The organism is Xylanivirga thermophila, from assembly GCF_004138105.1.
Classification (GTDB): domain Bacteria; phylum Bacillota; class Clostridia; order Caldicoprobacterales; family Xylanivirgaceae; genus Xylanivirga; species Xylanivirga thermophila.
Window position 1 is genome coordinate 53,145 of the sequence record NZ_RXHQ01000003.1, and the last position, 12,326, is coordinate 65,470.

At 33.7% G+C, this 12,326-nt stretch carries 13 protein-coding genes and 1 other annotated feature; of the genes, 11 read left to right on the forward strand and 2 right to left on the reverse strand.

From position 1 onward, the window contains the following. Positions 1-16: 16 nt before the first annotated feature. The 6 genes from EJN67_RS02495 to EJN67_RS02525 all read left to right on the forward strand — a co-directional run bounded on the left by EJN67_RS02495 (position 17) and on the right by EJN67_RS02525 (position 4,724). Positions 17-1,612 carry an Rne/Rng family ribonuclease gene (locus EJN67_RS02495; protein WP_129721862.1) on the forward strand — a complete coding sequence of 532 codons (1,596 nt, stop codon included), beginning with the start codon at positions 17-19 and terminating at the stop codon, positions 1,610-1,612. 465 nt (positions 1,613-2,077) lie between these two features. Then, positions 2,078-2,157: a sequence feature (ribosomal protein L21 leader region), on the forward strand. Between the two features lie 13 nt (positions 2,158-2,170). Further along, positions 2,171-2,482, forward strand: a complete 312-nt coding sequence (rplU, locus tag EJN67_RS02505) for a 50S ribosomal protein L21 (protein ID WP_129721864.1) — start codon at positions 2,171-2,173, stop codon at positions 2,480-2,482. Positions 2,483-2,497: 15 nt separating this feature from the next. Beyond that, positions 2,498-2,833 (forward strand): ribosomal-processing cysteine protease Prp, encoded by a 336-nt coding sequence (locus tag EJN67_RS02510; protein ID WP_129721867.1) that lies wholly within the window; start codon positions 2,498-2,500, stop codon positions 2,831-2,833. Then, the gene (gene rpmA / locus EJN67_RS02515; RefSeq protein WP_129721870.1) at positions 2,834-3,133 is read left to right on the forward strand and encodes a 50S ribosomal protein L27; all 300 of its coding nucleotides are present in this window, start codon (positions 2,834-2,836) and stop codon (positions 3,131-3,133) included. 106 nt (positions 3,134-3,239) lie between these two features. Beyond that, on the forward strand, positions 3,240-4,514 hold the full coding sequence (gene obgE, locus EJN67_RS02520; RefSeq protein ID WP_129721873.1) for a GTPase ObgE: 1,275 nt from the start codon (positions 3,240-3,242) through the stop codon (positions 4,512-4,514). A gap of 27 nt (positions 4,515-4,541) precedes the next feature. Next, positions 4,542-4,724: a hypothetical protein gene (locus EJN67_RS02525; RefSeq protein WP_129721876.1), complete on the forward strand. Its 183-nt coding sequence runs from the start codon at positions 4,542-4,544 to the stop codon at positions 4,722-4,724. Between the two features lie 47 nt (positions 4,725-4,771). Here EJN67_RS02525 and EJN67_RS02530 read toward each other — a convergent pair whose 3' ends face one another. Then, complete coding sequence (locus tag EJN67_RS02530; protein ID WP_129721879.1) at positions 4,772-5,689, reverse strand: hypothetical protein; 918 nt, start codon at positions 5,687-5,689, stop codon at positions 4,772-4,774. A 114-nt stretch (positions 5,690-5,803) separates the two neighbouring features. Between EJN67_RS02530 and nadD the strand changes: the two genes are divergently transcribed. From nadD to leuS, 4 genes are all read left to right on the forward strand, one after another. Continuing rightward, a complete protein-coding gene (gene nadD, locus EJN67_RS02535) occupies positions 5,804-6,436 on the forward strand; it encodes a nicotinate-nucleotide adenylyltransferase (RefSeq protein WP_129721882.1) in 633 nt (210 codons plus the stop codon). A 2-nt stretch (positions 6,437-6,438) separates the two neighbouring features. Then, positions 6,439-7,005 carry a bis(5'-nucleosyl)-tetraphosphatase (symmetrical) YqeK gene (gene yqeK, locus EJN67_RS02540; protein WP_129721884.1) on the forward strand — a complete coding sequence of 189 codons (567 nt, stop codon included), beginning with the start codon at positions 6,439-6,441 and terminating at the stop codon, positions 7,003-7,005. 56 nt (positions 7,006-7,061) lie between these two features. Then, positions 7,062-7,415, forward strand: coding sequence for a ribosome silencing factor (gene rsfS, locus EJN67_RS02545; protein ID WP_243641210.1), 354 nt, complete (start codon positions 7,062-7,064; stop codon positions 7,413-7,415). A 247-nt stretch (positions 7,416-7,662) separates the two neighbouring features. Then, the gene (gene leuS / locus EJN67_RS02550) at positions 7,663-10,140 is read left to right on the forward strand and encodes a leucine--tRNA ligase (RefSeq protein ID WP_129721887.1); all 2,478 of its coding nucleotides are present in this window, start codon (positions 7,663-7,665) and stop codon (positions 10,138-10,140) included. A 27-nt stretch (positions 10,141-10,167) separates the two neighbouring features. On the opposite strand, the gene EJN67_RS02555 is transcribed toward leuS, so the two are convergent. After that, positions 10,168-11,514: a D-alanyl-D-alanine carboxypeptidase family protein gene (locus EJN67_RS02555; protein WP_129721890.1), complete on the reverse strand. Its 1,347-nt coding sequence runs from the start codon at positions 11,512-11,514 to the stop codon at positions 10,168-10,170. A 148-nt stretch (positions 11,515-11,662) separates the two neighbouring features. Between EJN67_RS02555 and EJN67_RS02560 the strand changes: the two genes are divergently transcribed. Beyond that, on the forward strand, positions 11,663-12,271 hold the full coding sequence (locus EJN67_RS02560; protein WP_129721893.1) for a helix-hairpin-helix domain-containing protein: 609 nt from the start codon (positions 11,663-11,665) through the stop codon (positions 12,269-12,271). The last annotated feature ends 55 nt before the right edge of the window (positions 12,272-12,326 follow it).

The window sequence follows — 12,326 nt, forward strand, 5'->3', positions numbered from 1 at the left end:
ATTGGGAGGTGTCCAATTGACCAAGCTAATAGTTGTAGATGTTCATAACAACCAGATCAGGGTAGCTATCTTAGAAGATGGTGATCTGGCAGAATTTTATATGGAAGATGATGATAATGAAGTATTGGTAGGTAATATATATAGGGGAAAGATTATAAATGTATTACCTGGGATGCAGGCTGCTTTTGTGGATATAGGACTTAATAAGAATGCATTTTTATATGTTGGAGATATAAATACGGATAAATCCTTATTTGAGTTTAAAAATGCCGATAATAAAATAGAGCATAGATTAAAAACGCCTTCTATTTCCGATGTAATACGTGAAGGCCAGGAAATAACAGTGCAGGTATTAAAAGAGCCTATGGGAACAAAGGGAGCTAGAATAACCACCCATATAACACTACCTGGACGATATCTAGTACTTATGCCTACTGTAAACTATGTAGGAGTATCAAGGCGAATAGATGATGAGGAAGAACGTCAACGTCTTAGAGAGATAGCTGAAAAGATAAAACCTGATGATATGGGTATTATAGTAAGAACAGCAGCAAAGGGTAAGGATATGCAGGATTTTATCCATGATGCAGAATTATTGTGTAGACTATGGGATAGTATAAAGAAAAAAGAGCAAAAGGGCAAGGTACCTAGGGTACTACATAAAGATGAAAGCCTTGTATACAGGACGGTAAGGGATCTATTTACACAGGATATTGATAAGTTTATAATAAATGATTACAATCAGTATTTACGTGTATTGGAGCTTATGGATGTCATATCACCACATCTCAAATCACGAGTGAATTATTTTGATGATGATAAGGATATATTTGAACGTTATGGTATCAATTACAAGATAGAAAAGGCTATTCAAAAAAAAGTATGGCTTAAAAATGGTGGATATTTAGTAATAGACCCTACAGAGGCATTAACAGTAGTTGATGTAAATACAGGAAAATTTGTAGGACGAAAAAATCTAGAAGATACGGTTTTAAAAACCAACCTAGAAGCGGCTGAAGAAATAGCTCATCAAATAAGATTGAGGGATATAGGTGGTATAATAATAATTGATTTTATAGATATGCAGCAGGAAGAACATAGGCAGCAAGTGCTGGAAGCTTTGAAACACGCATTAAAAAAGGATAGAACTAAGACTAATGTGGTAGGATTAACAGGATTAGGGCTTATTGAAATGACAAGGAAAAAAGTACGTAATAGACTTTCTACTGCATTTTTAAAACCTTGTCCATATTGTAATGGTACTGGCAAAGTATATTCAGAAAATATGATAGTGGCAAAGATAGAGAAAAATTTAGAGCAGTTTTTTAAAAGTTATGATGCCTGGGGTGCAGTAGTAGAAGTACATCCGGCTGTAGCAAGATTTTGGATGGATGATAATGGAAACGAACTAGACATACTAGAAAGTACTCTTAATAAAAGGATTTATATAAGTTCCAATGCAAAATTTCATATAGAGCAGATGAAGATTCGCCCTATAGGAGAACCACAAGATCTTGAGGGAATATTAATGGAATATACCGATGCAGTGTGCGTAGATAGTATAAGATCAAAAGATCAAACAGAAGTTTCGCACTTGATTTTTTTAGAGTAGCAACCTATTGGTATATAAGAGATTGTGAATTTTCGTGAATAAAGTTGTACATTCCGATTTTTACTGGAAAATATAGATAAAAACTTGAAATAAATCAGCATCCTTTCTATAATAGTTTAGTCACTACAAAAAACTTAAAAGAAAAGGATGCTGATAAAATGGACAAAAGTTATTTAAAGCAAATATTTAATTACATATTCAAGGTATACCATATTGAAGAAAAAATCAATACCTTAGAAGCTAGAGTTTCCTCAAAATTCAAACACCAAATAGCTGTAGACTAGTTATATAAAGGCATCAGCTATTGTTAACTGTTGTGATTTCTTCTTTTTAAATCTATGGATAGATATATAATTAGCAATTACCTTATCCACAAGGATTAATTTTTAACTTCCGCAAAAAAATGGGGAAACTCTAATCAAAACAGTTTATTGACAATGCTATAGATAATATGTTAGAATAAATTGTCGTGTAAACCGCTCGGATGTGGTTTTAAAAATTCCTTGTTATGGGGATGCCATTATTCGGCGAGTCTAGGTTAGAGGAGGTGCACAATATATGTATGCTGTAATAAGAACCGGTGGTAAGCAGTATCGCGTTAACGAAGGTGATGTATTAAAAGTAGAGAAGTTGACGGCAGATGAGGGAGCTACCATAGAGTTTGAAGAAGTTTTAGCTATTAGCAAGGATGATGGTTTGCTAGTTGGTACTCCTTTAGTAGAAGGTGCCAAAGTAGAAGCCAAAGTTCTTGGTCATGGTAAAGCAAAAAAGGTAATTGTATTTAAATACAAACCAAAGAAAGATTACAGAAAAAAACAAGGTCATCGTCAGCCTTATACAGAAGTGCAAATTACCAAGATTATTGGTTAACTTGTAGAGGCATATATGATTAATGTAAAGATTTTAAGAGATGTACAGGGATCTGTGCAGGGATTTGAATTGGTTGGACATGCAGGCTATGCACAGGCAGGTCAAGATATTGTGTGTGCAGCAGTGTCTGCCATAGTGCAAACTGCTGTTATGGGTTTATCTGATGTGCTTAATATAGATATAGATTATATGCAGCACAAGGGCAATGTAGTTTGTAGTATTTCTGAAAATATAGACCTGCAAAAAAGGAAGTATGCAGATATAATACTTGAAACTATGATTGTAGGCTTAAAAAGCATACAGCTCGAATATAATAAATATATTTCCATCAAAGAAATGGAGGTGGAATAGATGTTTAAAATGGATCTTCAATTGTTTGCCCACAAAAAGGGAGTCGGTAGTTCCAGAAATGGACGTGATAGCGAAGCAAAACGCTTAGGAGTGAAAAAGGGTGATGGTCAATTTGTTCTAGCAGGTAATATCCTAGTTAGACAGAGGGGAACTAAAATATACCCTGGAGCAAATGTTGCAAAGGGCAAAGATGATACCCTTTTCTCTTTAGTGGACGGCGTGGTTAAATTTGAACGTAAAGGAAAAGATAAAAAACAAGTTAGCGTATATTCAAAGGACGAAATGGTCGCTTTGCAATAATAAAAAAACCTATTGCCTTGAGCAATAGGTTTTTTTATAAAATGATGGATAAAATGTATTGAATTTGTAGTATAATATTGATATAATCCAAAGTATAGGTGATTAGATGTTTGTAGATATTGCAAAAATATATATAAAGGCTGGCGATGGTGGCAATGGTGCCATATCGTTTCGTCGTGAAAAATATGTTCCCAAAGGTGGACCTGATGGTGGTAATGGAGGCAATGGAGGCAATGTAATATTTGTTGTTAATAGCAGTCTCCGTACCTTAATGGATTTTAGATATAAAAGACATTTTAAAGCTGAAGCAGGACAAAATGGACAAGGCAAAGATATGACTGGACGTAATGGGCATGATCTAATAATAGAAGTGCCGCCCGGGACTACGATAAGGGATGAAAAAACTGGGGACATACTGGCTGATTTAATGAATGATGGAGAAAAAAAAATATTGGTTTATGGTGGCAAAGGCGGACGGGGAAATGCCCACTTTGCTACTTCTATTAGGCAAACCCCGCGTTTTGCACAAAATGGGGAAAAGGGTCAGGAATTATGGGTTATCCTAGAATTGAAAATGATAGCTGATGTTGGGCTTATAGGATTTCCTAATGTAGGTAAGTCAACTATCTTATCAATATTAACAGCTGCCCGGCCTAAAATTGCTAATTATCATTTTACTACGCTTAGCCCAAATTTAGGAGTAGTAGAGATTGGTGAAGGCAAATCTTTTGTTTTGGCTGATATTCCTGGTCTTATCGAAGGTGCTCACGAAGGGGTAGGTCTAGGACATGATTTCTTGAGGCATGTTGAGAGGACACGTATGCTCGTGCATGTGATAGATGCTTCTGGCATAGAAGGGAGAAACCCGATAGAGGATTATTATAAAATAAATCAAGAATTAGAAAAATATAGTTCTAATTTAGGTAATAAACCTCAAATTGTAGCGGCTAATAAGTGTGATTTACCTGGGGCAAATGAAAATATAAAATGCTTAATTGAGGAATTGAGCCCAAGCGACATTAAGGTTTTTCCAGTTTCGGCAGCCCAAAATAAGGGGTTTAGGGAACTTTTACATGAAGTTGTTATTATGCTTGATAAACTTCCACCTCCTAAAAAGTTTGAAGTAGAGGAAGTAGATGTTTATTATAGAAAACAAGATAATACATCCTTTGAAATTACCTTTGATAAAGAAGTTTATGTAGTATCAGGACCTGCTATCGATAATATATTACGCAGTGTCAATTTTGATGATTACGAATCATTGCAGTATTTTCAGAGGATGCTCAGAAGGCGGGGAATCATTGATGCCTTAAGGGAAAAGGGCATTAAAGATGGCGATACTGTTCGCATTGATGAATTTGAATTTGAATTTTTATCTTAAATAGAAGTGGGGGTCAAAAAGGCGACCATGGAGTGCATAAAATGCCAAAATTGTAAGATGGGTCAGGCTACGTATTTTTGTGCTGCTAAGAATGATTTTGTTATTGATACTTCCAAATTAGAAGTAGTACAAAAAACACGTGGTGGGTGGAAAAAGGGCGACCCAAATTATGAGCTTCATCGTAGAAAAGTCAGAAAAGAAATAGAGTAACATAAAAGGGGCAGATTATATCTGCCCCTTTATTATTTATTTTAATTTTATTTTATCTTGCTTTCATCTAAGTTAATTGTTTTATTTAGTAAATATATAACCAATGCTATGCATAGGAAAATTACGGCACACAATAGATAATATAAAAATAGCTTATCAGAAATAAACGATAAAACCAAAAACAGTATAGAAAAAATTAAAAATGATTTTGCTTTATCGTTTTTAATTATACTTTTTTTTATATTAGATACATTAACAGTAGAATATATCTCGTTTTGTATAATTTTTTCTATGATTTTCTGTTTTGGCTTTATCCCAATATTGAGCATTATATTGATAAGCTCATCTGGGGATATTAATTTTAACTCTATATCAAGACTTTTAAAATTTAAATTAAAACATTCACTGCTAAATTCATTGGTAGAAAAAATCCATATTTTATTATATCCATTTTCGATTGCATTTCTTGTAATTTTAGTGATTTTACCAGGATAAGTAAACTCACCATTTATAGGTATGTCTAAATAAATAGCAGTTTTGGCACCAAAGTATGTAGCATAGATATATGTATCTACATTTTGTACGTTAGAAATACCTGGAGTATTGGATAGTATAGTTTTTAGAATATAGTTAAATTCTTCGTATGTAAATGTTGATATCTGTTTTTTTAAGTATGAATGTGATACTTCATTAAATTTATCTAATTTTTTTTGCTTTAAAACTTTTTCTTCATGTAGGTATAGTATAATACTTATACCTATTGTTAATCCTAATGATATAATGATAGATGCTATTATTCTATGGGTTTTTTGTATGCTTATAATATAAGAAACTATAAATAATAATAATCTGGAGATAATAAAATCAAAGAGTTTACTTATAAATGATTTGTTATATTTGCCTTTTTTTAGATAATAGCTTTTTTCTACACTTTTTGACATCATATTTCTAATCAAAGTTTTCAAAACTATTCCTCCTCAAGGATAGTTTTGCCATATAAGTAATGTTTTATTCTTTTGGATTTTGAATATATGTTATATAATATCTTGAAGGATAACAAGTATTATGGAGATGTTTATATGAAACAAAAGAAAAAACAGTGTAAATTAGGGATAATGGGTGGTACATTTGATCCTATTCATATAGGGCATCTGCTCATAGCAGAGGCGTCATGCGAAGAATATGATTTGGATAAGGTGGTATTTATACCTACAGGCCATCCACCACATAAAGCGAAAGAATATGTTGGAGAGGCCTATCATAGGTTGAACATGGTAAAGCTAGCAATAGAAGATAACCCCCATTTTGAATGGAGTGACATGGAAATAAATCGTGAAGGAAGAACATATACGATAGATACCCTTAAACAATTAAAACTTATGTTTCCAGATAATGAAATATATTTTATTATCGGTGGCGATACTCTTTTAGAGATACATACTTGGAAACAATGGCAGAATGTTTTAAAATTATGTAATTTTATTGTATATAATAGGCCTGGATATGATGATTCTAGTGTGAGGCAGCAAGTGGTAAAGCTTACCCACCTAGGAGCTAGTATATTTATTGTAGATGGTTGCACAATGGGAATTTCGTCTACAACAATAAGGGCTAGGATAAAACAAAAAAGGTCTATAAAATATATGGTTCCATCATCTATTGAAAAATATATACTAGATCATGGATTGTATATAGATAAGCAGGAGGAATAACTATGGATATTGACCAAATGAATGACAAGTTAAGGGAATTACTTACTAAAAAACGCTATGAACATTCATTGGGAGTTGCAGAGATGGCAAAAAAATTGGCACATTGTTACGGGGCAGACAGCAATAGGGCGTTAGTGGCAGGACTTTTGCATGATTGTGCAAAATGTTTAACAGAGGAGGATAAGACTAAATTATGTAATAAATATAGTCTAGGTGATATTTATTTAAAGTATGGTGATGTTATGCATGGTCCATTGGGTGCATGCTTAGCTCGAGATATATTTGAAATTACAGATGAACAGATATTAAATGCGATCAAGTATCATACTACAGGTCGAGAAGGCATGAATGTTTTGGAGAAGATTATATATTTGGCCGATTACATAGAACCAAGTAGGAATTTTCCAGGAGTAGATGAGCTTAGGAATATTGCTGATCAGAATCTCGATGGGGCAGTATTAAAAGCGTTGGATAATACCATAATATATGTAATAGAATCAGAATGTTTATTACACCCATTGACCATTGAAGCAAGGAATGATATGCTAATTAGTAGAACAAAAGGTTGACAAATTGCATAATATGATTATAATAATAAGGTAAAAAAAGATATGGAGGGAATAGTTTGCCTATAGAACCTAAAAATTTGGCTTTACAGGTTTGTAGCATATTAAAAGAGAAAAAAGCTCTTGATGTAGAGATATTAGATGTGCACAATTTAACTACACTTACCGATTATTTTGTTGTGGCAAGCGGTAGTTCTGAATCACAGGTAAATGCCATTTATGAGGAGTTGGAGCATAAGCTGTCTGAAAAAGGTATAACAGCACTGCACAAAGATGGGGCAGGAAGTAGCCGGTGGATTGTTTTAGATTATGGATGTGTAATAGTGCATATATTTCATAAAAAAGAAAGAGAATTTTATAATTTCGAAAGATTATGGGCAGATGCAGAATTGATAGCAATAGATAATATATAGATTCTATAGATATATATTGTTCATGGGAGGAGTATTAGACAGATACGGAATTTTAAGAGAACTGATGGATGGTGCAAATCAGTATTTCCATCTGTTGAACTCGCCTCATAATAGACCGTGACGGGTTTATCGCCTTATAGATAATTGAGTGAAGTTATGATCAATTAGGGTGGTACCGCGGGTTAACCTCTCGCCCCTAAATATGGGGCGGGGGGTTTTTTATATAAAAAAACGGAGGGAAAAGTGTATGAATTACGATTTTCATGAGATTGAAGCTAAATGGCAAAAAATTTGGGAGCAGGAAGATAAATTTCACAGGGAGGAGCAAAAAGATAAAGAAAAGTATTATATGCTCGAAATGTTTCCCTATCCATCTGGAAAGTTGCATATGGGACATGTGCGTAATTATTCAATAGGTGATGTAATTGCAAGATATAAAACCATGAAAGGATATAATGTGCTTCATCCGATGGGATGGGATTCATTTGGATTGCCTGCTGAAAATGCTGCTATACAACGTGGTGTACGTCCTAATGATTGGACAGTAGATAATATAGCAGCGATGCAAAAACAACTTAAGGAATTAGGTTTAAGTTATGACTGGGACAGAGAAATAACAACCAGTCATCCTAGTTACTATAAATGGACTCAATGGATGTTTTTACAATTCTATAAAAAAGGATTAGCATATAAAAGGAAGGCCTCTGTAAATTGGTGTCCGTCTTGTGGAACAGTATTAGCTAATGAACAGGTGGTAGGAGGAGAATGTGAACGATGCGGTTCACAGGTTCATAAAAAAGAATTATCCCAATGGTTTTTTAAGATTACGGATTATGCTGAACGCTTATTAGAAGATATCGATAAATTGGAAGGATGGCCTGACAAGGTTAAAATAATGCAACAAAACTGGATAGGGAAAAGTCAGGGGGCATTAGTAAACTTTAAGGTAGCTGGAAGTGAAGATACACTGACAGTATTTACTACCAGACCAGATACTATCTATGGAGTATCCTATATGGCATTGGCACCAGAGCATCCAATAGTGAAGAAACTTGTAACAGGCACAGAATATGAAAAAATTGCATCAGAATTTAGAGATAAGATAGAAACATTAAATGAAATTGCTCGTACATCTAACGAAACTGAAAAGGAAGGTTTATTTATAGGGAAATATGTTATAAACCCATTCAATGGTCAAAAGATACCGCTATATATTGCAAATTATGTGCTTATGGAGTATGGCACCGGAGCTGTTATGGGTGTTCCAGCACATGATCAAAGGGATTTTGAGTTTGCTTCAAAATACAATCTTCCCATAGTACCTGTTATAAAACCCAAGGGCAATAATAGTGATATAGATATAAATAATCTTAAGCAGGCATATGATGCCCAGGGTATTCTCATAAATTCAGGGTCTTTTACCGGTATGGAAAATGAAAAAGCTATGCAAAAGATTATAGAGTATATGCAAGAAGAAGGTATGGGAGAGGCAAAAACAACTTATCGTCTAAGGGATTGGCTTATCTCAAGGCAGAGATATTGGGGTGCACCTATACCTATTGTATACTGTGATAAATGTGGTACTGTACCTGTACCAGAGGAGCAATTACCGGTTATCCTACCGACGGATGTAAAATTTACTGGGAAAGGACAAAACCCACTTATTACAAGTGAAGAATTTGTAAATACTACTTGTCCCGTATGTGGTGGCCCTGCAAAACGGGAAGTTGATACAATGGATACTTTTGTATGCTCATCTTTTTACTTTTTACGCTATACGGATCCACAGAATTCTTTGAGACCATGGGATTATAATAATGCAAAGTACTGGATGGCAGTGGATCAGTATGTGGGTGGAGTAGAGCATGCAATACTTCATTTGTTATATTCCAGATTTTTTACAAAGGTTTTATATGATTTGGGTATATCTCCTGTAGACGAACCATTTAAAAATCTTCTTACACAAGGAATGGTATTAAAAGATGGTGCAAAGATGTCTAAATCTAAAGGGAATATTGTAAGTCCAAAAGATATAATAGAAAAGTATGGAGCAGATACTGCTAGACTTTTTATTCTTTTTGCTGCACCACCGGAGAGGGATCTGGAATGGAGTGACAAGGGAGTAGAAGGCTGTTATCGCTTCTTAAACAGGGTATGGAGATTGATTATTGATTATAAAGAAATCTATAAAAATGCAGATAAAAATATAGAACTATCTGATAATGATAAAGAGCTTAGATTTATGACACATAATACTATTAAGAGAGTTACTATAGATTTAGAAGAGAGATTTAATTTTAACACGGCAATTAGTGCCATTATGGAATTGGTTAATGCTTTATATCAATATAAGGATAGCATTCCTTCTGATAATTGGAATAATAAAGTAATTATAGAAGCTATTGACAGTATGCTTCTTATGTTGGCACCTTTTGCTCCCCATATAACAGAAGAATTATGGGATATTACAGGGCATGCAGGAAGTATACACGATCAAAACTGGCCATGCTATGATAAATCTGCACTAGTTAGAGAAGAATTTGAAATGGCTATACAGATAAATGGTAAAGTAAAAGAAAGAATACGTGTATCATCTAATGCAAGCAAAGGGGACATAGAACAAATAGCATTTGAGAACCCCAAAATAAAAGAAACTATAGCTGGTAAAAAAGTGATAAAGGTGATAGTAGTACCTAAGAGGATAATTAATATAGTGATAAAATGAAAAAGCGACCGAATTTCGGTCGCTTTTTCAAAACCAATATCTACGCCTACGTCTTTTATTTTTTATTTTGATAAGAATAAATAAGATCGTTATAAGGACAATAATGATTACTGCCCAATATTTTATTCCAAAATGAATACCAGATTTTTTTAGATTATCAGATAGATTTGGTATGGACTTTTTCTCCATATCCCTGCCAGCTATCAAATCTGATTCTGAAACGGTATGACCATTTAGTATATAAGTAATTTTCCCTAATTTTTGTCCTTTATATATGGGAGCTTTTATATCTGACTGTATTTCAATTATCCTTTTCATATTCGGTATATCCTTTTTATCAAAAATATCTACCAAATCATCAGGCGTCACTATGTCAAGTATACCATTATCATTATCAGCATGGTTCTCTATGTCTAGTTGCTGAATTACCTGCCCTTTTTTTGTTAATTGGTAATGCTCAAAATTTGCAAAACCATAGTCGAATAAATTAATGGAATCAGTCCATTTTCCATCTTTAGAACTATTCAGTACTACGGCGATTAAATCCAATTTTCCATCAGAAGCTGAGGATACTAAACATTGGCCTGCAAGGGAAGTAAATCCTGTTTTTATACCGGTTGCAAAGGGATAATAGTATTTTACATCTTTTTCATTTATAAGTTTGTTGGTGTTTAACCAATAGCGTATTTGGTGTTTGACAGGATCTTTAGGATCCATTAGCATGGGATCTTCCATGCTGTATAAGCAAGTAGATACGACTTCGCGGAAAAAATCATATTTCATAGCTTGTCTGGAGATCATGGCTAAATCGTGAGCAGTAGTATAATGTTCCGGATCATGATATCCATGGGCATTTGCAAAATGGGATGAAGTTGCTCCTGCATCTTTTGCTCTTTTATTCATTATTTCGGTAAATTTGGACAAGGCTTCATCTATTGACATTTTATCATTCTTATACATTTTTCGCGCAATATAAACTGCTGCTGTGTTTGCTGCATCATTACCAGATGGCAATAAAATTCCTCTTATCAAGTTTTCAAGGCTTATTTGTTCCCCTACATGAAGGCCTGCTTTTGTTCCATCGGATTTTATCAAATTGACTTCATTTGATACTGTTATAATATCATCCAAATTTCCAGATTCTATAGCTATTAGTGCCGTTAATATTTTTGTAGTACTGGCTGGATAGGACTTAGCATTTTCATTTTTAGTGTATAATACCTTGCCAGTATGTTGTTCTATTAATATAGCACTTTGTGCTTCGACTGAAGGTGGTCCGTTGCTGTTGCTAGTTTGCCCCAGAACCACGGTAGGGAAAAAGACTACGGAGAAAGCTAAAAATAAGCATAAAATAGAACGTTTTATATTTTGCATATTACACCTTCTTGCCTTAATCTAATTATAATACTTATTTAGTATAACAGAAAAATTCTATTTTTGTACAGTCAAAAGGAAATAAAAAGAGGAATTTTACAATTTTAATAGAATATATTACTAAAATAGTTTAACTTAGGTGATGAAAATGATCAATTTTAATAGGGATGGTCAAAAGATTTTTATTGTTTTACTATCTGTTATAGTTATATTATTTGGATTTATTTTGCTTCGGGAATATGAATCTAAAAATGCAGACGATAATGTAATAGCATTGGAAGATGTTAATGACAAAACTATAGATTTTAAAACGCAAGAAGAAAAGTATATAAAGGTATACGTGATTGGCCAGGTAAAAAGGCCTGGAGTAATAGAAATAGCAGAAGGCAGTAGACTCCTAGATGCTATTGATGCAGCTGGTGGTTTTTTGGATGATGCAGATGATAAACAGATAAATTTGGCTATGAAGGTAAAGGATGAGGGGATGTATGTCATTCCCAAAATTGGTGAACAGCCTAGCAACAATGCAGTGAGCTGTATAGCTTCTATTGAAGAAGATAAAGGAAAAGTAAATATAAATACTGCAAATGAACATGACTTGGAAACTTTGCCTGGCATAGGACCTACTAAAGCAAAAAGAATATTTGATTATCGTGAGCAAAATGGGCCATTTAAAGTAATAGAGGATATAAAAAACGTATCTGGTATAGGAGAAAAAACATTTGAGGGGCTTAAAGATTTTATTACGGTGGATTAGCAAAATTGATTGTTTGTTTTTTATATGGTAAAATATTTTTACAGTATGAAGAAAG